At 66.5% G+C, this 20,494-nt stretch carries 18 protein-coding genes and 1 riboswitch; of the genes, 12 read left to right on the forward strand and 6 right to left on the reverse strand.

What is annotated here, in order from left to right; translation table 11 throughout:
- The first annotated feature begins 19 nt into the window (after positions 1 to 19).
- The 4 genes from ACIGJB_RS11000 to ACIGJB_RS11015 all read left to right on the forward strand — a co-directional run bounded on the left by ACIGJB_RS11000 (position 20) and on the right by ACIGJB_RS11015 (position 2,949).
- Entirely contained in the window at positions 20 to 1,144 is a 1,125-nt protein-coding gene (locus tag ACIGJB_RS11000) for a glycosyltransferase family 4 protein (protein WP_483729854.1), read from the forward strand.
- On the forward strand, positions 1,074 to 1,559 hold the full coding sequence (locus tag ACIGJB_RS11005) for a diacylglycerol kinase (protein WP_483729855.1): 486 nt from the start codon (positions 1,074 to 1,076) through the stop codon (positions 1,557 to 1,559). Before ACIGJB_RS11000 ends, ACIGJB_RS11005 begins: the two co-directional genes overlap by 71 nt.
- A 101-nt stretch (positions 1,560 to 1,660) precedes the next feature.
- Complete coding sequence (locus tag ACIGJB_RS11010) at positions 1,661 to 2,368, forward strand: TetR/AcrR family transcriptional regulator (RefSeq protein WP_483729856.1); 708 nt, start codon at positions 1,661 to 1,663, stop codon at positions 2,366 to 2,368.
- The gene (locus ACIGJB_RS11015) at positions 2,365 to 2,949 is read left to right on the forward strand and encodes an LOG family protein (RefSeq protein ID WP_483729857.1); all 585 of its coding nucleotides are present in this window, start codon (positions 2,365 to 2,367) and stop codon (positions 2,947 to 2,949) included. Before ACIGJB_RS11010 ends, ACIGJB_RS11015 begins: the two co-directional genes overlap by 4 nt.
- A gap of 34 nt (positions 2,950 to 2,983) precedes the next feature.
- On the opposite strand, the gene ACIGJB_RS11020 is transcribed toward ACIGJB_RS11015, so the two are convergent.
- The 5 genes from ACIGJB_RS11020 to ACIGJB_RS11040 all read right to left on the reverse strand — a co-directional run bounded on the left by ACIGJB_RS11020 (position 2,984) and on the right by ACIGJB_RS11040 (position 8,574).
- A complete protein-coding gene (locus tag ACIGJB_RS11020) occupies positions 2,984 to 3,589 on the reverse strand; it encodes a DUF924 family protein (protein ID WP_483729858.1) in 606 nt (201 codons plus the stop codon).
- A gap of 45 nt (positions 3,590 to 3,634) precedes the next feature.
- Positions 3,635 to 4,054 carry a group II truncated hemoglobin gene (locus ACIGJB_RS11025; RefSeq protein WP_483710896.1) on the reverse strand — a complete coding sequence of 140 codons (420 nt, stop codon included), beginning with the start codon at positions 4,052 to 4,054 and terminating at the stop codon, positions 3,635 to 3,637.
- 36 nt (positions 4,055 to 4,090) lie between these two features.
- A complete protein-coding gene (locus ACIGJB_RS11030; RefSeq protein ID WP_483729859.1) occupies positions 4,091 to 6,700 on the reverse strand; it encodes an ABC transporter permease in 2,610 nt (869 codons plus the stop codon).
- 71 nt (positions 6,701 to 6,771) lie between these two features.
- Positions 6,772 to 7,383 (reverse strand): DUF4126 domain-containing protein, encoded by a 612-nt coding sequence (locus ACIGJB_RS11035; RefSeq protein ID WP_483729860.1) that lies wholly within the window; start codon positions 7,381 to 7,383, stop codon positions 6,772 to 6,774.
- Positions 7,384 to 7,476: 93 nt separating this feature from the next.
- On the reverse strand, positions 7,477 to 8,574 hold the full coding sequence (locus ACIGJB_RS11040) for a substrate-binding domain-containing protein (protein ID WP_483729861.1): 1,098 nt from the start codon (positions 8,572 to 8,574) through the stop codon (positions 7,477 to 7,479).
- A gap of 142 nt (positions 8,575 to 8,716) precedes the next feature.
- On the opposite strand from ACIGJB_RS11040, the gene ACIGJB_RS11045 reads away from it, so the two are divergent.
- Positions 8,717 to 9,550: an ABC transporter substrate-binding protein gene (locus ACIGJB_RS11045; protein WP_483729862.1), complete on the forward strand. Its 834-nt coding sequence runs from the start codon at positions 8,717 to 8,719 to the stop codon at positions 9,548 to 9,550.
- 54 nt (positions 9,551 to 9,604) lie between these two features.
- Here the strand turns inward: ACIGJB_RS11045 and ACIGJB_RS11050 are convergent, their stop codons facing one another.
- Positions 9,605 to 10,552: a LysR substrate-binding domain-containing protein gene (locus tag ACIGJB_RS11050; RefSeq protein WP_483732316.1), complete on the reverse strand. Its 948-nt coding sequence runs from the start codon at positions 10,550 to 10,552 to the stop codon at positions 9,605 to 9,607.
- A gap of 210 nt (positions 10,553 to 10,762) precedes the next feature.
- Here ACIGJB_RS11050 and xdhA point away from each other — a divergent pair, with 210 nt between their 5' ends.
- The 7 genes from xdhA (at position 10,763) to ACIGJB_RS11085 (ending at position 20,467) form a co-directional block, all read left to right on the forward strand.
- A complete protein-coding gene (xdhA, locus tag ACIGJB_RS11055) occupies positions 10,763 to 12,265 on the forward strand; it encodes a xanthine dehydrogenase small subunit (RefSeq protein WP_483729863.1) in 1,503 nt (500 codons plus the stop codon).
- Positions 12,266 to 12,277: 12 nt separating this feature from the next.
- Positions 12,278 to 14,641, forward strand: a complete 2,364-nt coding sequence (gene xdhB / locus ACIGJB_RS11060; protein ID WP_483729864.1) for a xanthine dehydrogenase molybdopterin binding subunit — start codon at positions 12,278 to 12,280, stop codon at positions 14,639 to 14,641.
- Between the two features lie 168 nt (positions 14,642 to 14,809).
- Positions 14,810 to 15,802 carry a xanthine dehydrogenase accessory protein XdhC gene (gene xdhC, locus ACIGJB_RS11065; protein WP_483729865.1) on the forward strand — a complete coding sequence of 331 codons (993 nt, stop codon included), beginning with the start codon at positions 14,810 to 14,812 and terminating at the stop codon, positions 15,800 to 15,802.
- Between the two features lie 20 nt (positions 15,803 to 15,822).
- On the forward strand, positions 15,823 to 16,878 hold the full coding sequence (locus ACIGJB_RS11070) for an adenosine deaminase (RefSeq protein ID WP_483729866.1): 1,056 nt from the start codon (positions 15,823 to 15,825) through the stop codon (positions 16,876 to 16,878).
- A gap of 61 nt (positions 16,879 to 16,939) precedes the next feature.
- Positions 16,940 to 18,262 carry a guanine deaminase gene (guaD, locus tag ACIGJB_RS11075; RefSeq protein WP_483729867.1) on the forward strand — a complete coding sequence of 441 codons (1,323 nt, stop codon included), beginning with the start codon at positions 16,940 to 16,942 and terminating at the stop codon, positions 18,260 to 18,262.
- Positions 18,263 to 18,433: 171 nt separating this feature from the next.
- A complete protein-coding gene (locus ACIGJB_RS11080; protein WP_483729868.1) occupies positions 18,434 to 19,576 on the forward strand; it encodes a fatty acid desaturase in 1,143 nt (380 codons plus the stop codon).
- A gap of 51 nt (positions 19,577 to 19,627) precedes the next feature.
- A riboswitch (yybP-ykoY riboswitch) is annotated at positions 19,628 to 19,785 on the forward strand.
- A 106-nt stretch (positions 19,786 to 19,891) separates the two neighbouring features.
- Positions 19,892 to 20,467 (forward strand): TMEM165/GDT1 family protein, encoded by a 576-nt coding sequence (locus ACIGJB_RS11085; RefSeq protein WP_483729869.1) that lies wholly within the window; start codon positions 19,892 to 19,894, stop codon positions 20,465 to 20,467.
- Positions 20,468 to 20,494 lie beyond the last annotated feature (27 nt).

Genomic DNA, 20,494 nt, shown 5'->3' on the forward strand with positions numbered 1-20,494 from the left:
ACATCGCCGAGGAGTCCGCATGAAGATCCTGATCGTCACCGATGCCTGGGAACCGCAGGTCAATGGCGTGGTGCGCACGCTCAAGTCGACCCGCCGCGAGCTGGAGGCCATGGGCCACACGGTGGACATGATCACGCCGCTGGAATTCCGCACCGTGCCGTGCCCGACTTATCCCGAGATCCGCCTGTCGCTGCTGCCGTCGGCGCGCGTGGCGCAGCGCATCCGCGACTTTGCGCCGGACGCTCTGCATATCGCCACCGAAGGTCCGCTGGGCATGGCCGCGCGCCGCTACGCGCTGCGCCGCGAAATGCCGTACACGACGGCCTACCACACGCGCTTCCCTGAGTACGTGCAGGCCCGTTTCGGCATTCCGCTGTCGTGGACCTACCGCTTCCTGCGCTGGTTCCACGGCCCCGCGCAAGCCGTGATGGCGCCGACGCCCGTGGTGCTGGACGACCTGCGGCGCTACGGCATCGGACACTGCGTGCTGTGGACCCGCGGCGTGGACCTCGACGTGTTCAAGGCGCAACGCGTCAACGTGCTCAACACCGCGCATCCGATCTTCCTCTATGTCGGCCGCGTGGCCGTGGAAAAGAACGTGGAGGCCTTCCTGGCGCTGGACCTGCCGGGCTCCAAATGGGTGGTGGGCGACGGCCCCGCGCTGGGCTCGCTGCGCGCGCGTTATCCGGGTGCCAACTACCTCGGCGTCCTGAGCCAGCCAGAACTGGCCCGGGTGTATGCTTCGGCTGACGTCTTCGTGTTTCCGAGCCGCACCGATACCTTCGGACTGGTGCTGCTGGAAGCGCTGGCCAGCGGCCTGCCGGTAGCGGCCTATCCCGTGACCGGCCCGATCGATGTGCTCGGCGACAGCCCGGCCGGCGTGATGCACGAAGACCTGCGTGAAGCCTGCCTGGAAGCGCTGCGCATCGACCGCGCGACCGCCCGCGCCCATGCCGAGCGGTTCTCGTGGCGAGCCGCGTCCGAGCAGTTCCTGGCGCACCTGCGTCCGCTTTCGGCCGGCGGCAGTACCGGCAGCGCGGACGACGTGCCTGTCCAACCCGCCCCACAGACCCATGCCGAAACCACCTCAGCCGCTGCCGTCCGACCCGTCGCTGCGGGGGCAGGCAGCTCGCCCGCCAAGTAACGATTATTCGATCGAGCAGAACCCGCACAAGGGCAATCGCGGCCTGGCCCGTGCCTGGCATGCCGCGATCAATTCCTTTTCCGGTCTGCGCTACGCCGTACTCGAGGAAAGCGCGTTCCGCCAGGAGCTGACGCTGGTGGCGATCCTGGCGCCGTGCGCTTTCGTGCTGCCGGTCGGCACGGTCGAGCGCATCATGCTGCTCGGCACGCTGCTGGTGGTGCTGATGGTTGAGCTGCTGAACTCGAGCGTCGAGGCAGCGATCGACCGCATCTCGCTGGAGCGGCACAGCCTGTCCAAGCGCGCCAAGGATTTCGGCAGCGCCGCGGTCATGCTGGCACTGATCCTCTGCGGCGGCACGTGGATCGCGATTGCCGGGCCGCACCTCGTGCACTGGTTGCGACAGCTGGCAGGCTGAGCCGCCGCCGGTATGCCGCAAGGGCGAAAGTACGAAAGGCAGGCCGGGCCGATTGCTTATAATCGCTACCCTGCCCCGATTCACCGATCGCCCGGACGCCCATGGAACCCAAACCGCAAACCGGTCCCCGCCGCACCAGGGACCGCATCCTCGACGTCTCGCTGCGCCTGTTCAACGAAGTCGGCGAACCCAACGTCACTACCACCACCATTGCGGACGCCCTGGAGATCAGCCCCGGCAATCTCTACTACCACTTCCGCAACAAGGACGACATCATCAATTCCATCTTCGTGCGCTTCGAGCAGGAGATGGAACGTCGCCTGAAGCTGCCCGAGGACCACAAGGCCACGCTGGACGAGAGCTGGGGCTACCTGCAGTACATGTCGGAGTTCCTGTGGAACTACCGCTTCCTGTACCGGGACATCAACGACCTGCTCGCGCGCAACCGCATGCTCGAGACCAACTTCAAGCGCATCGTCGGGCAGAAGAAACGCTTTGCGCTGGAGATCTGCACCCAGTTCATCGAAGATGGCGAGATGGAAGCGACCGCGGAGCAGGTCGAGGCGATCTGTACCAACATGGTCGTGCTCGCCACTTACTGGCTGTCGTTCCAGTTCGTGCAGCATCCGCGCCAGTACAACGACCCGGCGCAGATCCGCGGCTACCTGCACGGCTCCAGCTATCACATTTTTTCGATCCTGGCGCCGTACTTGCGCGGCCGCGCGCGCGAGGCGTTCGAGCAGCGCGCGCGCGAATACGCCGCGTCCGGCGCACCCCAGGAAAACCAGTCAGACAAGGACAAGACGTGAAATCCGTTTGCGTGTATTGCGGTTCCAGCCCCGGCAACCGCCCCGAGTATGCCCAGACCGCCCGAGCGCTCGGCAAGGCACTGGTGGAAAACGGCATGTCGCTGGTCTATGGCGGTGGCAAGGTCGGCCTGATGGGCATCGTTGCCGATGCCGTGCTCGAGCACGGCGGCACCGCGATCGGCATCATCCCCGATGCGCTGATGCAAAAGGAGGTGGGCCACCGCGGACTGACCGAACTGCACGTGGTGCGCAATATGCACGAACGCAAGCAGATGATGGCCGACCGCGCCGAGGCCTTTATCGCCATGCCCGGCGGCGTGGGCACGTTCGAGGAGCTGTTCGAGACCTTCACGTGGCTGCAGCTCGGCTACCATGCCAAGCCGGTCGGGCTGCTTAACGTGGCGGGCTTCTATGACGGCATGCTGGGCTTCCTGTCGCACGCGGTGCAGGAAGGATTCCTCAAGCAGGTGCATGCCGACCTGCTGCATGTAGCCGACACGCCGGCCGCGCTGCTCGGCAAGCTGGACAACGCCCCGCGCGAGATCGTCGACAAGTGGCAGGAACGCCGCGACGAGATCTGATGCAGGGTCCTTTGGGGCCGGGCAAGCTCAACGCTCAGAACGACGAGCCCGGCTCCTTCAGGAAGGCCAGTTCCTCCGGCGTGCTCTGCCGGCCCAGGATGGCATTCCGGTGCGGGAAACGGCCGAAGCGCGCGATGACCACGCGGTGCTTTTCCGCCCACTCCACCACGTCCACCTTTCCGGCGGTTTCTTCGCGCAACTGCGTTGTCAGCCTGACGCTTTCGTTCTGGTCCTGCAGCGACTCAGAGTGCTCGAACGGCAGGTAGCAGAACATGCGGTGAAAGCCGGTCGGCAACTCGCGGTCCATCCCGCCCTCAACGATGCGCCGCGCCAGCGCCAGTGCCTGGGCGTCGGTCGCAAAGCTGCGCGGGTCGTTGCGGAACAGGTTGCGCGGGAACTGGTCCAGCAGCACCACGCGCGCGCAGGCGCCTTCATGCGTGGCGCACCAGTCCTCTCCGTCGTCAGGGTCGCCGGAGTGCGCCGTCTCCCACAAGGTCAGGAAACGCGAGCGGATCACCTCGTCGAACGCGGCGGACTTGGTGAACCATTCGCGCCGCTCGGTGTTCCAGACCGGCGAGCCGTGATGACCGAACCAGAACTCCAGCAGTTCGTGAGCGGCTTCGGGCAACTTGTCTTGCATCGTCCTACCCCTTTTTGAAAAGACTCTCGGGCGATCCGGGCCGCTTCAGCGGGCGACGTTGCGCATCCAGTCGGCGGTCTGAAAGAAGGCCTGCATCAGGCGCAGCTGCAAATCTTCGGACAAACCGATGTCCTGCATCGCCAGCGCCATGCAGCGCATCCACTGGTCGCGCTCGCTGACGCCGATCTCGAACGGCATATGGCGCGCGCGCAGGCGCGGATGGCCGAAGCGCTCGATGAAATGATTGGGGCCGCCCAGCCAGCCGCACAGGAACCAGAACAGCTTGTCGCGCGATCCGTCGAGCGAAGGCGGATGGATCGCGCGCAGGCCGGCGAACTCGGGCTCCAGGTCCATCAGGTCGTAGAAGCGGTCCACCAGCTCGCGCACGCGCGCTTCGCCGCCGACCAGGTCGAAGGCCGTGACTTCGGTGCCGGCCTTGCCGGTGGATTCGGGTTCGGTGCTCATTCAGGTACTCGCAAACTGAGACGGAAAGCCGGGGCATCATGCATCACGCAATGTCGCCAGCGCCGGCTGGCGCAGCACATCGCGAAGGCCCAGCCAACCGCCCGCAAAAGCGCACAGCATGCCAGAAACTACGCCGGTCGGCACGATCCACGGATTGAAGCGATAAGGGAAATCGAAGACATACTGGGACAGCCCCCAGCCGACCGCGATCGCACCGAGGCTGGCCAGCAGGCCGGCCAACCCGCCGACCACCAGGAATTCCGCATACTGCGTTTGCCTGACCTGCGCGGCCGAAGCGCCCAGTGCCTTGAGCAGGCCGGCATCGCGCATGCGTTCGTCGCGCGCGCCTGACAGTGCCGCGTACAGCACCGTGATGCCCGCCGCCAGCGTGAAGACAAAGAGGAATTCCACGGCGGCAATGACCTGGTCCAGCACCGCCTGGATCTGCCGCAGGATCAGGTCGGTGTTGACCATGGTGATGTTGGGAAACGCCGCGACCAGCCGGTTGCCAAGCGCCGCGCTCGCGGGCGGCAAGTGGAAGGCGGTGATATAGGTCTCGGGCAGCCCGTGCATGGCGGCCGGCGGCAGGATCACGAAGAAATTGACCCGCATCGATCCCCAGTCGAGCTTGCGCAGCGAGGTCACGGGTGCCTGCACGGTCTGGCCGGCGACATCGAAGTGCAGGGTATCGCCGAGCCGGATGCCGAGCGTCTTGGCGATGCCCTCCTCGACCGATGCTCCCGCGCCGGACCCGTTGAGCCAGCGGCCGGCGACCACCTGGTTGCCCTCCGGCAACGCGTCGGTATAGGACAGGTTGAATTCCCGCTCCACCAGGTTGCGCGCGCGGCCTTCGGCGTAGCTGTCCGCACGGATCGGGCGTTCGCCGATTTGCGTCAGGCGTCCGCGCACCATGGGATACAGCAGGTCATGGATGCCGGCCTTGGCCAGCATGTCGCGCAGCGGCTCGCGCTGGTCCGGCTGGATGTTGATGATGAAGCGGTTGGGCGCGTCGGCGGGTGTCGCGTTGCGCCACGAATCAACCAGGTCGTTGCGCGTCATGCCGAGCAGCAGCAGCGCCATCAGGCCCACCGCAAGCGCCACGGTCTGCAGCACGGTCACGGCGCGGCGCCGCTCCAGCACCGCCAGCGCGAAGCGCCAGCCCACGGCGGTCCGGCCCGACAGCCGGCCGCGCAGCGCGCGCGACAGCAGCATCAGCAGCCCGAGCGCCAGCAGCGCGAACACGGCACCGGCCGCGGCAAACCCGCCAGCAGTGGTCAGCCCGAGCCGCAGATCGCGCGCCGCCACCAGCAACAACGCGACGAATGCGCCAAGCCCCAGCGCATAAGCCGCCCACGCCGATACGGGCGGCGGCCCGATATCACGGCGCAGCACGCGCAACGGCGCGATGCGCGTCAGCGCGAGCAACGGTGGCAGCGCAAAGCCCGCCAGCAGCACGAGCCCGGCCAGCACGCCCACGATCGCCGGCAACAACGACGGCTGCGGCAGCGAGACCTGCAGCAGCCCCCCCAGCGACATCAGCAACCCGTAGTGGGCCAGATAGCCCAGCACCACGCCCACCGCGGCCCCGGCCGCGCCAAGCAACAGGAACTCCAGGCCGAAGGCCGCCAGGATCTGCCGGCGCGACAGCCCCATGCACTTGTAGACCGCGCACGCGTCGGTATGCCGCTGCATATAACGCCGCGCCGACATCGCGATCGCCACCGCGGCGATCATCGACGACAGCACCGCGACCAGCGACAGGAAGCGCTCGGCGCGGTCCAGCGTCGCGCGCATCTGCGGCTGCCCCGATTCGAGCGATTCCACGCGCGTGTTGCGCAGCTTGAGGCGGTCGATCTCCCCCGCCGCCCAGCGCTGGTAGGCACGGCCAGCCGCGTCGGGCCCCGCCACCAGCATGCGATAGCTCACGCGGCTGCCCCAGCCGATCAGGCCGGTGCTGTCGAGATCGGACAGCGGCATCAGCACGCGCGGCGCGAAGTTCATGAAGCCCGCGCCGCGATCGAGTTCCTGCGTGACGATACGGTCGATGCGGAACGTGCGGCTGCCAAGCTGCAGGGCATCGCCCACGCGCAGCCCCAGCGCGCCCAGCAACGCCTCGTCCACCCACACCGTGCCGGGCGCCGGAATGCCTTCGACGGCCTGCTCCGGACCGCCGGGCACGGCCGCCACCTTCAGCTTGCCGCGCAACGGATAGGCAGGGCTGACCGCCTTGAGCGCGGCGAGCTGGCTCGGCGCTTCCGCGCCGGCCGGAGCATCGGCACGGCGTGCCGTCGCCATGCTCGGGAAGGTTACCGTGTGTGCCACCGCCATCCCGGTCTCGGCAGCATGGTTGGCAAACGCCGCATCGAACGGGTGGTCGGACACCAGCAGCACATCCGCCGCGATCATCTGCCGCGCATCGCGCTCCAGGCCCAGGCGCATGCGGTCGGCCAGGAAGCCGACGCTGGTTAGCGCGGCGACCGCCAGCACCAGCGCAAACAACAGCAGGTACAGCTCGCCGGCCAGCCAGTCGCGCCGCGCCATGCGCAAGGCCTGGCGCCAGGGGGAGAATCGATGTCCCGGCCGCGCTTCAGGAGCAACGGAAGCGGAAACGGCGGTGTCGGGCACGGAAGCGGATTCGGTTGGCATCAATGGTGGTTCCAGTCTCTTTCACGGCGCCGCCAGACGGGCAATCAAGCGGCGCGCGGCCGGACAAGCGGTCAGGTTCGTCTTGCGGGCGGTCGCGAGCGATCCGTGCGGTTGCGCAAGGTAGCATGCAGGCGGCGCACGCCGCGCCAGAGCTTGGGCAGCAGCCAGACGGCAATCACCAGGAAGACCGCCAGCAGGACCAGGAACAGCACCGGCAGGAAGAAGGCCAGCAGCAGGCTGCCGGTTGCCGTGATGTCCTCGGTGAATGAGGCCGCCCAGTTCGAAAACGGTTCCGGCGAAACATTGATCAGCGCACGCGTGCCGGCCTTGGCAACGTGAGCCGTGCCGGCAAGGGTTCCGCCGACCAGACCGGCCGCGACCATCCACTGCGGGTCCATCTGGCCGAACGCCGCGGCCGCAAGGATGGCACCGGCAGGAATACAGATGAAGGTATGGATGCTGTCCCAGACCGAATCAAAGCCGGGGACCTTGTCGGCGATGAACTCCGCCAGCGCGAGCACCGCCGCCACGCCGATCACCCACCATGACTCCAGCGCGTGCAACCCCGGCGGCAGGTGCAGCCAGCCCAGCCGCGACAGCGCGCCGGCGGTCAGGACTGCGAGATAGAGGCGAAAGCCGCTGGCCCAGGACATGCCTGCGGCCAGCGCGGCGGTTTCCAGCATGGGGCTCCTTGCAATGGCGGAACGATGGCTCAGGGCACTCCAAGGAGTGTAGCGCGAACCCCGCGCCTGCAATCAGGCCCGGCCCCCAGCGGATCAGCCGCCCTCCTTGCCGTCGGGGCCGAACCACGGCAACGCTTCCTGCGGCGTGAGGATGCCGGCGGGCTCGGCCATGGCGTAGCCCGGCAAGGCCTCGATGCGCCGCGCGAACGCGGGATCGGCCAGCAAACCCAGCAGGCCCGGCATCCAGCCTGCGGTCTGGTCGTTCTTGCGCAGCGCCAGGTAGTACGCCTCGCGCGTGAGCGGCACAAAACCCAGGCCCAGCGCCTCGGCATTCATGCGCAACCCGAAGCCGACCTGCGCGCGCCCGGCATGCACGGCTTCGGCCACCTTTTCGTTGCTGAATTCGGGCTCGTCGTAGCCGGTGATCTGATCCGGATAGAGCCCGTCGGCAACCAGGAGCTGGTCAAACAGCATGCGCGTGCCGGAACTGCGCTGCCGGTTGATGAAGCGTGCCCGGGTGTTGGCCAGGTCACGCAGCGAATGGATTTTGCCAACCATGTCGGGCGCCACGATCAGGCCCTGCTCACGCCACGCCAGGCGCAGCAGGCGCACCGAGGCGGGCCGCAGCCACTTGCGCAGGGTCAGGTGCGCGACGGACCCCGCTGTCTGCACGGGCGACACATAAAAACCGGCCAGTTCCGATTGCCGTTCCTGCAGACAGATCAGCCCCTCGACACTGCCGCAGAACACCGTGTCGATCTGGAGCCCGGCCGTCTGCTCCCGGATCGCGGCGGATAGCACCTCGATGGCGGGATCGTGGCTGCCGGAAAAATGCACGCAGGTCTGGGGCTGGGACGCGTCTTCAAGCTCCGCGGCGAACTCGGCCATGGCGCGTTGCACGGCAGGGTCGATGATTTCCCGCAGACGCAATTCGGCGCGCAGCAGGCGTTCGCCGAAACGTGTCAACGACGCGCCGCGGCCACGCTCCATGTCGAGCACTGGGCGTCCGAACATGGCCTCCCACGTCCGCATCACGCCCCAGGCGTGGCGATAGGACAAGCCGATCTCGCGCGCGGCGCGATGCAGCGAACCAGTCTCGCGCACGGCCTTGAGCAACTGGAAGACCTTAGCGTTGGCACGCGGGTTGTCATCTTCCGCAATCACCGGAAATAGCTCAAAGCGGAATGTCATATGTTCCGCCTTTCATATTTACATCCTGGATGTGCCTCGACCACAATGAATCGCCCCGTTTTTCATGTAGTTTTGTGCATTCTCCATGACCTGCCAAGGCATGGCAATTATGTTTTTATAGACATAACTCAAGGAACCCTATATGTCACGGACTGCATTCCGGAAGCTTCCCGTCGTAGTCGGCGTCCTTTGCCTGGTTGCCTTTTCCGCCGCGCAGGCAGGAGAGCTGAAACTGGCCACGACCACCAGCACGGAGAACTCCGGGCTGCTCAAGTACCTGCTGCCAAAGTTCGAGCAGAAGACGGGCGTGAACATCAAGGTCATTGCCGTGGGCTCGGGCAAGGCCATGAAGATGGGCGAGATGGGCGATGTGGACGTGCTGCTCGTGCATGCACGCAAGATGGAAGACGAGTTCATGGCGGCCGGCTACGGCGTCAACCGCCGCGACGTCATGTACAACGACTTCATCGTTGTGGGGCCGGCCAGCGATCCGGCCGGCATCAAGGGCGGCAAGGATGTGCTCGCGGGCTTTCGCAAGCTGGCGGGCAGCGGCAGCAAGTTCATCTCGCGCGGCGACAATTCGGGCACCGACGTGATGGAGAAGGACTACTGGAAGCAAGTCGGGATCGAGCCGAAGGGCCAGCCCTGGTACGTCAATGCCGGCCTCGGCATGGGCGAGGTCCTGACCATGGCCGCGCAGATGCCGGCCTATACGCTGTCGGACCGCGCCACCTACGGCGCCTACCGCGCCAAGACCGGGCTGGCCATCGCCGTGCAGGGCGATCCGAAGATGTTCAACCCGTACGGGATCATCGCGGTCAACCCGGCCAGGCACCCTGGCACCAACTACACCGACGCGATGAAGCTGATCGAGTGGATCACTTCACCGGAAGGCCAGCAGGCCATTGCGGGCTACAAGGTGGAAGGCGAACAGCTGTTTTTCCCGGACTACATGGCTACGCAAGCCAGCAAGTAAGCCGGTCAACAGCACGAGGGGGCTCAAGGGCAGCCCTGCTCTGCCCTTTTCGTTTCAGGTCGCCTCGGCTTCCAGCCGTGGCAATTGCGGCAGGTCGGCGGCCACCTCGGCAATCATCCGGCGCATCCACATCACATCCGGCGCGGCATGGCAGCGCTCGTGCCAGAGCTGGTAGAAGCGCATGCGCGGAAACGTCACCGGCGCCGGCACCATCCGGATCGGCAGGTACTGCGCATAGTGGGCAGCAAACTGGCGTCCGGTGGTGAACACCATATCGGTCTTCATCAGCACATACGGCACCAGCCCGAAATACGGCAGCGTCACCTGGATATTGCGCTTGTAGCCCTGTTCGGCGAGCGCCTGGTCGATCATGCTGCGCTGCATCGAGGCATAAGGGGCCGGCGCCAGGTGAGGCATCTCAAGGTAGTGCTTCAGCGTCAGCCCCTTGCGCGCGAGCGGGTGCTGGCCGCCCAGCATGCAGACCACCTCGTCATCGAACAGCGGCGAGATATGCAGGTGTTCCGGGGGCGACAGCCAGTTGCCGATGACGATGTCCAGTTGCCCCTGCTCCAGGTCTTCGAGGAAGTCGCCCGACGAGGTCATCGGATGCACGAACAGCTTGGCACCCGGGGCCAGGCGGCGCATGCGCTCGACGATATTGGGCAGGAAAAACGCATCCAGGTAATCCGGCGCACCAAGGTGGAAAGTGCGCGTCGTGGTGGCCGGATCGAACTGCTGCGGGGGACGGGCGATGCGGTCCATCGCCGCCAGGCTTTGTTCGGCCAGCTCGAGCAGTTCGCGCCCGCGCTCGGTCGGCACCATGCCGTTTTTGCCCCGCACCAAAATAGCGTCGCCGGTGATGTCGCGCAGGCGCTTGAGCGTATTGCTGATGGCCGGCTGCGACTGGCCCAGGCGCACGGCCGTGCGGGTCACGCTCTGCTCGGTCAGCAGAGTGTGGAGCACTCGCAGCAAATAGGTGTCGAGATGGTCGCGTCCGTGCATGGCGATAGAGGGCGTGCCGGGGCTGGGCCGGCAGGCTGGCGTGGGGTAAGGGAACGGCGCATAGTGTATGTCACGCAACCCGCCATCGGTCAATCGGCGTGGCCGGCGAGCCGATGGACGGGCATTCTGATGGGGCATATCACCTGGGCGGAATATTGCATGAATTGCGCCAATGCTATGTTTCCGCCATCACAGAACGAGATAAAGACCATGGAGACGCAAACCATCCGCTTTTTCCATCGCGGCCAGGTCAGGGAAGTATCCGACGCCCCCGTTACCCGCACCGTACTGCAGTACCTGCGCGAGGACGTCCGCTGCACCGGCACTAAGGAGGGCTGCGCCGAAGGCGACTGCGGCGCCTGCACCGTCGTGATCGGCGAGCTGCAGGACGGCGGCGATGTCGAATTCAAGGCTGTCAACGCCTGCATCCAGTTCCTGCCCACGCTCGACGGCAAGGCGCTGATCACCGTCGAGGACCTGCGCCAGGCCGACGGCACGCTGCATCCGGTGCAGGAAGCCATGGTCGAATGCCACGGTTCGCAATGCGGCTTCTGCACGCCCGGCTTCGTCATGTCGCTGTGGGCGCTGTACCAGCAGCACACCCCGGGCGGCGAAGCGCCGGCCCGCCAGACGATTTGCGACGCGCTGACCGGCAACCTGTGCCGCTGCACCGGCTACCGCCCGATCATCGACGCCGGCGAGCGCATGATGGCCCTGCCCGCCCCGCACGCCAGCAAGCTCGACCCGAAGCAGATCGCCGATAAGCTGCGCAACCTCAAGCGCGGCGAAACTTTCCGCTACAGCGCCAAGGGGCAGGACTTCTACGCCCCGCGCACCGCGGCGGAGTTCGGCGCGATCAAGGCGGCCGAACCGGGCATCCGCATCCTGGCGGGCAGCACCGACGTGGGCCTGTGGGTCACCAAGCAATTCCGCGAACTCGGCAACCTGCTCTATATCGGCCAGGTGGAAGACCTGCAGTCCGTCACCGAGCGCAACGGCATGATCGAGATCGGCGCCGGTGTGACGCTGGAGAAGGCCTACGCCACGCTGACCGCCGCGCACCCGGAACTCGAGGAGATGTGGAAGCGCTTCGCCTCGCTGCCGATCCGCAATGCCGGCACGCTCGGCGGCAATATCGCCAACGGCTCGCCGATCGGCGATTCGATGCCGGCGCTGATCGCGCTCGGCGCCGAAGTGGTACTGCAACACGGCGAGACGCGCCGCACGCTGCCGCTCGAAGACCTCTACCTGGCCTACCAGAAGACGGCCATGGCGGAGGGCGAGTTCGTCGCCGCGCTGCGCGTGCCGGTCAAGGGACCGCAGCACTTCAGGACCTACAAGCTGTCCAAACGCTTTGACGAGGATATTTCCGCGGTGTGCGCTGCATTCGGCATTACGGTCGAGCAAGGTGTGGTGACGCAGGCGCGTATCGCGTTTGGCGGCATGGCCGCCACGCCCAAGCGCGGCGCGGCGACTGAAGCCGCACTGATGGGCCAGCCGTGGAACGAGGCGACCGTGCGCGCCGGCATGGCGGCCCTGTCGCAGGACTACACACCGCTGTCCGACATGCGTTCGACCGCCTCGTACCGCACACGCGGTGCCGCCAACCTGCTGTACCGCTTCTGGCTGGAGACGCGTGCCGATGCACTGCCCGCATCCGCCGTCAATGTCCGCGCGCTCGGCGCCGGCGCCATCGCAACCGTCACGGCCTGAGGAGAGATCGGCATGAACAAGCAAACCGAACCCTTCCTGCTCGACGCCAGCGTGGCCGACGAGACCGTGCCGCAGGTCGGCATCTCGCGTCCGCATGAATCGGCGCACCTGCACGTGGCGGGCACCGCCACCTATACCGACGACATTCCCGAGCTGGCCGGCACGCTGCACGCGGCGCTCGGCATGAGCAGCCGCGCCCATGCCCGCATCAAGTCGATTTCGCTCGACAAGGTCCGCGCGGCGCCGGGCGTCGTGGATGTGCTGACCGTGGACGACATTCCGGGCGTCAATGACTGCGGCCCGATCATCCACGACGACCCCATCCTGGTGCGCGACGTGGTGCAGTTCATTGGCCAGCCGATCTTCGTGGTGGTGGCCACGTCGCACGATGCAGCGCGCCGCGCCGCACGTCTGGGCGTGATCGAATACGAAGACCTCCCGCCAGTGCTGTCGCCTGAGGCCGCACACGCGGCAGGCAGCTACGTGCTGCCGCCGATGCACCTGACGCGCGGCGAGCCGCAGCGCCATATCGCTGCCGCCCCACAGCGCGATGCGGGCAATATCCGCCTGGGCGGGCAGGAGCAGTTCTACCTCGAAGGCCAGATCGCCTACGCCGCGCCGCGCGAGAACGACGGCATGCACGTCTGGTGCTCGACCCAGCACCCGACCGAGATGCAGCACGCCGTGGCCCATATGCTGGGCTGGCACGCGCACCAGGTGCTGGTGGAATGCCGGCGCATGGGCGGCGGCTTCGGCGGCAAGGAATCGCAGTCGGCGATGTTCGCGTGCTGCGCCGCGCTGGCGGCCTGGAAGCTGCTGTGCCCGGTCAAGCTGCGCCCGGACCGCGACGACGACATGATGATCACCGGCAAGCGCCATGACTTCGTGTTCGATTACGAAGTCGGCCACGATACGGAAGGCCGCATCGAAGGCGTGAAGATCGACATGGTGTCGCGCGCCGGATTCTCGGCCGACCTGTCGGGCCCTGTGATGACGCGCGCGATCTGCCACTTCGACAACGCCTACTGGCTGCCGAATGTGCAGATCGACGGCTACTGCGGCAAGACCAACACGCAGAGCAATACCGCGTTCCGCGGTTTCGGCGGCCCGCAGGGCGCGTTCGCGATCGAGTACATCCTCGACAACGTGGCGCGCAATGTCGGCAAGGATTCGCTGGACGTGCGCCGCGCCAACTTCTACGGCAAGACCGAACGCAATGTCACGCCGTACGGCCAGACCGTGGAGGACAACGTCATCCATGAACTGATCGACGAACTGATGGTCACGAGCGAATACCGTGCGCGCCGCGAAGCGACGCGAGCGTTCAACGCCACCAGCCCGGTCCTGAAGAAGGGCATCGCGATCACGCCGGTGAAGTTCGGCATCTCGTTCAACGTGGCGCACTACAACCAGGCCGGCGCGCTCGTGCACGTGTACAACGACGGCTCGGTGCTGGTGAACCATGGCGGCACCGAAATGGGCCAGGGCCTGAACACCAAGGTGGCAATGGTGGTGGCGCATGAACTGGGCATCCGCCTGGAGCGCGTGCGCGTGACCGCGACCGACACCAGCAAGGTGGCCAATACCTCGGCCACCGCGGCATCGACCGGCGCCGACCTGAACGGCAAGGCCGCGCAGGACGCCGCGCGCCAGATCCGCGAACGCCTGGCCGAGTTCGCCGCACGCAAGGCTGGCGTAACGCCGGAGAGCGTGCGCTTCAACGATGACCTGATCGTGGCCGGCGAGCTGCGCCTGCCATTCGGCGACCTGGCCCGCGAAGCCTACGTGGCGCGCGTGCAGCTGTGGTCGGACGGTTTCTACACCACGCCCAAGCTGCATTGGGACCAGAAGAAGCTGAATGGCCGGCCGTTCTATTACTTCGCCTACGGCGCGGCGTGCTCCGAGGTGCTGGTGGACACGCTGACCGGCGAATGGAAGCTGCTGCGCGCCGACGCGCTGCACGATGCGGGCCAATCGCTGAACCCGGCCATCGACATCGGCCAGGTGGAAGGCGCCTTTATCCAGGGCATGGGCTGGCTGACGACCGAGGAACTGTGGTGGAACAAGGATGGCAAGCTGATGACGCACGCCCCGTCCACCTACAAGATCCCGACGATCAACGACTGCCCCGAAGATTTCAACGTGCGCCTGTTCCAGAACCGCAACGTGGAAGACAGCATTCATCGCTCCAAGGCTGTGGGCGAGCCGCCGCTGCTGCTGCCGTTCTCGGTGTTCTTCGCGATCCGCGATGCGATCGCCGCCCTGGGTGACTATGAAGTCAACCCGCCGCTGCGCGCGCCGGCCACCAGCGAAGCCATCCTGGACGCCGTAGATGCGGTGTACGCCATGCGCGAAAGCGCTGCACAGCCGGCCTGACGCGCGCGCCTGCCGGGCCCGCCGGACTTTCCCCCCTTGCCTGCTTTCGGGCGGGCAAGGGGCCGGCCGCCCGCGCAGGCGCGCGCCACTCCGCTGGCACGCAAACCATCGACCACAGCATTGACCACGAGACCGGCGCCAGCCGGCAGTCACCACCAAGGCCCCGACATGCAGGACGCACCGCTCAAACCCTTCCGCTTCGCCGACGCCGCGCGCATGGTGCGCACCGGCGTGCCGGTGGCGATGGTCACCATCGTCGAAGTCAAGGGCTCCGCGCCGCGCGAGCCGGGCATCCGCATGCTGGTCAGCGCCAACGACCTGGTCGGCACCATCGGCGGCGGGCACCTGGAATGGCGCGGCATGGATATCGCGCGTGCCATGCTGGCCGATGGCAAGGAACAGCGCCGCATCGAACGCATTCCGTTGGGGCCCGCGCTGGGCCAGTGCTGCGGCGGCGTGGTGCAGCTGGGCTTCGAAGTGCTCGGCAAGGACGACTTGCGCTGGCTGGACGCGGTTGAAGCCGCTTTCGCCGCGGGCAAATCACTGCAACGCACGGTTCCGGCATCGGGTGTCGTAACCGCCACCGAATGCCGCGCGGCGGTGCCGTCGGTCACGCTCGAAGCCGACGGCACCTGGACCGACACGCTGGTCCCCGACGAGATGCACGTCGTCCTGTTCGGCGCCGGCCACGTCGGCCATGCGCTGGTCAAGGTGCTGGCCAACCTGCCGTGCCGCGTGCACTGGGTCGATGAGCGCGACACGCTGTTCCCGGCCGGCCTGCCCGACAACGTCGAGGCCGAGGCCAGCGACACGCCGGAAGCCGTAGTGGCGCAGGCGCCCGCGGGCAGCTACTTCCTGGTCATGACGCACAGCCACGCGCTGGACCAGACCCTGTGCGAGGAAATCTTCCGGCGCACGGACTTTGCGTATTTCGGGCTGATCGGCTCCAAGACCAAGCGCGCGCGCTTCGAGCACCGGCTTGCGGACTACGGTGTCGACCCGGCCCGCTTCCCCGAAATGACATGCCCGATGGGCGTATCGGGGATCACCGACAAGGCACCGGCTATGATTGCGGTAGCCATCGTCGCCCAGTTGCTGCAGGTCCGCGACCAGCGTCTCGCCGCGCTGCATGCGAGCCACGGGGAGACGGTGCATCCGTAACCATAAGACCGAGGCCCCACATGACCATCGATGCCGCGCTGGCGGACAAGATCCGCCGTACTCCCAAGGCTGAACTGCACGTGCATATCGAAGGCACGCTCGAACCCGAGCTGATCTTCCGGCTGGCCCAGCGCAACCAGGTGAGCCTGCCCTACCCGACCGTCGAGGCCCTGCGCGCGGCGTACGCGTTCACCGACCTGCAATCGTTCCTGGATATCTACTACGCCGGCGCCAGCGTGCTGCTGACGGAAGAAGATTTCTTCGACATGACGATGGACTACGTCAAGCGCGCCGTCGCCGACAATGTCCGCCACGCCGAGATTTTCTTCGATCCGCAGACCCACACCGCGCGCGGCGTGCCGATCGGCACCGTGATCGACGGCATCGCCGACGCACTGGCCCAGGCGCGTACCGAATACGATTTCTCGAGCAGCCTGATTCTCTGCTTCCTGCGGCACCTGTCCGAGGAAGACGCGTTCGCGACGCTGGAAGCCGCGATGCCCTACCGCGACCGCTTTGTCGGCGTCGGGCTCGATTCGTCGGAGCAGGGCAACCCGCCCGGGAAGTTCGCGCGCGTGTTCGCGCGTGCCCGTGAACTCGGCCTGCGACTGGTGGCCCACGCCGGCGAGGAAGGCCCCGCGCAATATGTCATCGACGCGCTGGACATCCTCAAGGTGGAGCGCATCGACCACGGCGTGCGTTCGATCGACGATGCCGCGCTGATCGAGCGCCTGGCGCGCGAGCGCGTGGCGCTGACGGTGTGCCCGCTGTCGAACCAGAAGCTGAAGGTGCATCCGGACCTGCGCGAGCATCCGCTCAAGCGCATGCTCGATGCCGGCGTCATGGTCACGCTGCATTCGGACGATCCGGCCTACTTCGGCGGCTACATGAACGCCAACTGGGAAGCCACGTTCGAAGCGCTGCCGCTCGATGCGGCCGATGCGCACCAGCTCGCGCGCAATAGTTTTGAAGCGGCCTTCCTGCCTCCGATGCAGAAGGCCGAGTTCCTGGCGGAGGTCGACCACTTCTGGTCGGCCACGCCGACGTCCCCGCCCGCCACGGTCCCAGCGGCCTGAGCGCGGCGCATAGCAATAGCCCGGTCCTGCGCGTGCGCAGGCCGGTCCCGAGAGACAGACCATGACGACCACTCCCCCGACCCCGTCCATTACCCGCGCGATCCGCGGCCGCGTGCTGCATTTCCTGCACGACCCGCAATTCCACGAGGACGCCTATCAGTATTGGGAAGATGGTCTGCTGATCGTCACCGTCGGCCGCATCGTCGCAGCCGGCGACTACAAGGCATTGGCCTCGCGCATCCCGGCGGGTGCAGAGGTCGTGGACCACCGCGGCAAGCTGATCGTGCCGGGCTTTATCGACACGCACGTGCACTACCCGCAGACCGACATCATCGCGTCGCCGTCGCCCGGGCTGCTGCACTGGCTCGACACCTACACCTTCCCCGAGGAACGCCGCTTTGCCGAGCCCGAATACGCGCGCGCGGTGGCCGGCTTCTTCACGGACGAGCTGCTGCGCAACGGCACCACCAGCGCCGTGGTCTGGAGCACGGTGCACAAGGCTTCGGCCGAGGCGCTGTTTGCCGAGAGCGAGCAGCGCAACCTGCGCATGATCACCGGCAAGGTGATGATGGACCGCAACTGCCCCGATTTCCTGCGCGACACCGCCGAGACCGGCGCGCGCGATTCGGCCGACCTGATGTCGCGCTGGCATAACAAGGGCCGCCTGGCCTACGCCATCACGCCGCGTTTCGCGCCGACGTCGACCGAAGCGCAACTTGCGGCCTGCGGCGAACTGGCCAAGGCCTACCCTGACGCGTTCATCCAGACGCACGTGGCCGAGAACCGCGACGAGGTGAAATGGGTGGCCGAGCTGTTCCCCGACGCGCGCAGCTACCTGGACGTGTACGACCGCTATGGCCTGCTGCGCCCGGGCGCGTTCTACGGCCACGCGATCTACCTGGACCAGGATGACCGCCGGCGCCTGGCCGACAGCGGCGCCGCGGTCGCGCACTGCCCGACATCGAACCTGTTCCTCGGCAGCGGCTTCTACGACTTCCACCAGTCCGACGCCAACCGCCTGAACGTGACGCTGGCCACCGACGTGGGCGGCGGCACCTCGTTCTCGATGTTCCGCACCATGAACGCCGCGCACAAGGTCGCGCGCATGGGCGGCTACCATCTGACGGCGCTGCGCATGTTCTACCTGGCCACGCGCGCCGCGGCCGAGGCGCTCGGCTGGTCCGACCGCATCGGCAGCTTCAGCGAGGGCTGCGAAGCCGACTTCATCGTGCTGGATCCGCAGGCGACGCCGCTGATCGCGCGCCGCAGCGGCCGTTCCGAGACGCTGGAAGAGCAGCTGTTCGCCTTCGCCATGCTCGGCGACGACCGTGTGATCGACAGCGTCTATGTGATGGGCGAGGCAGTACAGACGCCGGTCATGTGATGACTGACCGACCTTCGGCCACATGACGCGGCCGAAGGTCGCCATTACCCGGGACCGCTCCGGCACGAATTGACGGTGATCAAGACTCGGACCGGCGAACCCCTCTAACCTTTATGGTTCCGTTGCCGGCCATACCAGGCCTTCAGCAACGCCTGCAACCTGAAGGTTTACATGACCCCCACCGCTGCCACGCATCCCGAGGTAACGTTTGAAGCACCGGCCGCCAAAGACCGGCCGTTTCCCGATCCGATTGCTCCGGACCAACCGCTGCCGTCGCGCAAGATCATTCGCGGCTGGCTGATTCCGCTGGGCCAGCGCAGCACGCCGCGCGCGCTGATGCTGTTTGCCTTTGATTACCTGCTGTTCGCTGCCACGCTGGCCGGCATCGTGCTGGCGCCGCACTGGGCCGCCAAGCTGGGCCTGGGCGTACTGGCCGGGCTGATCATCGCGCGGCTGTTCATCATCGGCCATGACGCCTGCCACCAGAGCCTGACGCCGCGCCGCGGCCTGAACAAGTGGCTGGGCCGGCTGACCTTCCTGCCGTCGCTCACGCCTTACAGCCTGTGGGAAGTCGGCCACAACGTCGTGCACCACGGCTACACCAACCTGAAGGGCTTCGACTTCGTCTGGGCGCCGTATTCGCTTGAGGAATTTCAGGCGCTGCCGCGCTGGCGCCGCATGATGGAGCGCATCTACCGCAACGGCTTCGGCGCCGGGCTGTATTACCTGATCGAGATCTGGTGGTTCAAGCTGTTCTTCCCGAGCAAGCGCCAGATGGCAACGCGCCGGCCGATTTTCATGGCCGACTGCACGCTCGTGGCCGTCTTCGGCGCCGCGTGGATCGGCGCGCTGGTGTGGGCCGCACTGGCCACGGATCAATCAGCCTGGATGATGGTCGGCGCTGGTTTCGTCCTGCCTTTCCTGGTCTGGAACCTGACAGTCGGCTTCGTGCTGTACGTGCACCACACCCACACCAGCGTGGCGTGGTACGACACCAAGGCCATGTGGGCCAAGGCCCAGCCCTTTGTCTCGACCACCGTGCACCTGCGTTTCCGCCACGGCATCGGTGCGGCGCTGCACCACATCATGGAACACACCGCGCACCACGTGGACATGAGCGTGCCGCTGTACCGCCTGAAGCGCGCCCAGGCGTTGCTCGAACATGCGCTGCCGGGCCGTATCATCATCGAGAACTTCTCGTGGCGCTGGTACTTCCGGACCGCGCGCCGCTGCAAGCTGTACGACTTCAAGGCCCTGTGCTGGACCGATTTCCGCGGCCGCCGCACCAGCGAGCAGTCGCCGGTTCCCGCCTGACAGGGCACATTTTTCCGGCGGTGGACGCTCACCGCCGTCGCCGCTATAATCGCGGCTTCCATTGGGGAGTAGCCGCCCTGATCTCACCGCGCCGCGCAATGCGGCACCCGGAAGACAGGGGCGTACGTCAACAGACTTGACCGCTTGCGGTTATGGCGTGCGCAGCTCCGGACTGGCTGGCCGTATCCGTATGGATGGCCCAGCCCGATCCAAAGCCTGGCGAGACCGATGACCTCACCTTTCTGGCCGGGCCGGGAAAGGTGTGTGTCATTGGCATCTCGCGATGCATTGCGGCCCGGTTACTCACATAACAACATGGAAGCCTTCCTCGTCTCCACAGGCATCGTCGCGCTCGCTGAAATGGGCGACAAGACGCAGTTGCTCTCGCTCGTCCTGGCCGCGCGCTACCGCAAGCCGCTCCCCATCATCCTTGGCATCCTGATCGCCACGCTGGTCAACCACGGCTTTGCCGGGGCGCTGGGCGGCTGGATCACCCACGTGCTCGGCGAAACGCTGCTGCGCTGGATTTTGGGCCTGGGCTTCATCGCCATGGCCGGCTGGATGCTGATCCCTGACAAGTTCGACGACGAAGAAAACGCCAAGCCGGTGAAAGGCACGCTCGGCATCCTGCTCGCCACCATCGTCGCGTTCTTCTTTGCCGAGATGGGCGACAAGACCCAGATCGCCACGATCGCGCTGGCGGCCCGTTTCAACGGCGCGGTGCTGTCCGTGGTGGCCGGCACCACGTTCGGCATGATGCTGGCCAATGCGCCGGCCGTGCTGCTCGGCGACAAGTTCGCCAACAAGATGCCGATCGGCCTGGTGCACAAGATTGCCGCCTGCATCTTCCTGGTGCTGGGCGTGCTGGCGCTGCTGAATATCGGCGGCTGACTCCCTGCATGCGGCTGCGCGCGACAC

Source organism: Cupriavidus sp. C2SS-8b (genome assembly GCF_057073745.1).

Bases quoted from the DNA above. Each gene is read 5' to 3' on its own strand.
- ACIGJB_RS11000 (WP_483729854.1), top strand. From the start codon at position 20: ATGAAGATCCTGATCGTCACCGATGCCTGGGAACCGCAGGTCAATGGC.
- ACIGJB_RS11005 (WP_483729855.1), top strand. From the start codon at position 1,074: ATGCCGAAACCACCTCAGCCGCTGCCGTCCGACCCGTCGCTGCGGGGG.
- ACIGJB_RS11010 (WP_483729856.1), top strand. From the start codon at position 1,661: ATGGAACCCAAACCGCAAACCGGTCCCCGCCGCACCAGGGACCGCATC.
- ACIGJB_RS11020 (WP_483729858.1), bottom strand. From the start codon at position 3,589: ATGCAAGACAAGTTGCCCGAAGCCGCTCACGAACTGCTGGAGTTCTGG.
- ACIGJB_RS11025 (WP_483710896.1), bottom strand. From the start codon at position 4,054: ATGAGCACCGAACCCGAATCCACCGGCAAGGCCGGCACCGAAGTCACG.
- ACIGJB_RS11030 (WP_483729859.1), bottom strand. From the start codon at position 6,700: ATGCCAACCGAATCCGCTTCCGTGCCCGACACCGCCGTTTCCGCTTCC.
- ACIGJB_RS11035 (WP_483729860.1), bottom strand. From the start codon at position 7,383: ATGCTGGAAACCGCCGCGCTGGCCGCAGGCATGTCCTGGGCCAGCGGC.
- ACIGJB_RS11040 (WP_483729861.1), bottom strand. From the start codon at position 8,574: ATGACATTCCGCTTTGAGCTATTTCCGGTGATTGCGGAAGATGACAAC.
- ACIGJB_RS11045 (WP_483729862.1), top strand. From the start codon at position 8,717: ATGTCACGGACTGCATTCCGGAAGCTTCCCGTCGTAGTCGGCGTCCTT.
- ACIGJB_RS11050 (WP_483732316.1), bottom strand. From the start codon at position 10,552: ATGCACGGACGCGACCATCTCGACACCTATTTGCTGCGAGTGCTCCAC.
- xdhA (WP_483729863.1), top strand. From the start codon at position 10,763: ATGGAGACGCAAACCATCCGCTTTTTCCATCGCGGCCAGGTCAGGGAA.
- xdhB (WP_483729864.1), top strand. From the start codon at position 12,278: ATGAACAAGCAAACCGAACCCTTCCTGCTCGACGCCAGCGTGGCCGAC.
- xdhC (WP_483729865.1), top strand. From the start codon at position 14,810: ATGCAGGACGCACCGCTCAAACCCTTCCGCTTCGCCGACGCCGCGCGC.
- ACIGJB_RS11070 (WP_483729866.1), top strand. From the start codon at position 15,823: ATGACCATCGATGCCGCGCTGGCGGACAAGATCCGCCGTACTCCCAAG.
- guaD (WP_483729867.1), top strand. From the start codon at position 16,940: ATGACGACCACTCCCCCGACCCCGTCCATTACCCGCGCGATCCGCGGC.
- ACIGJB_RS11080 (WP_483729868.1), top strand. From the start codon at position 18,434: ATGACCCCCACCGCTGCCACGCATCCCGAGGTAACGTTTGAAGCACCG.
- ACIGJB_RS11085 (WP_483729869.1), top strand. From the start codon at position 19,892: ATGGAAGCCTTCCTCGTCTCCACAGGCATCGTCGCGCTCGCTGAAATG.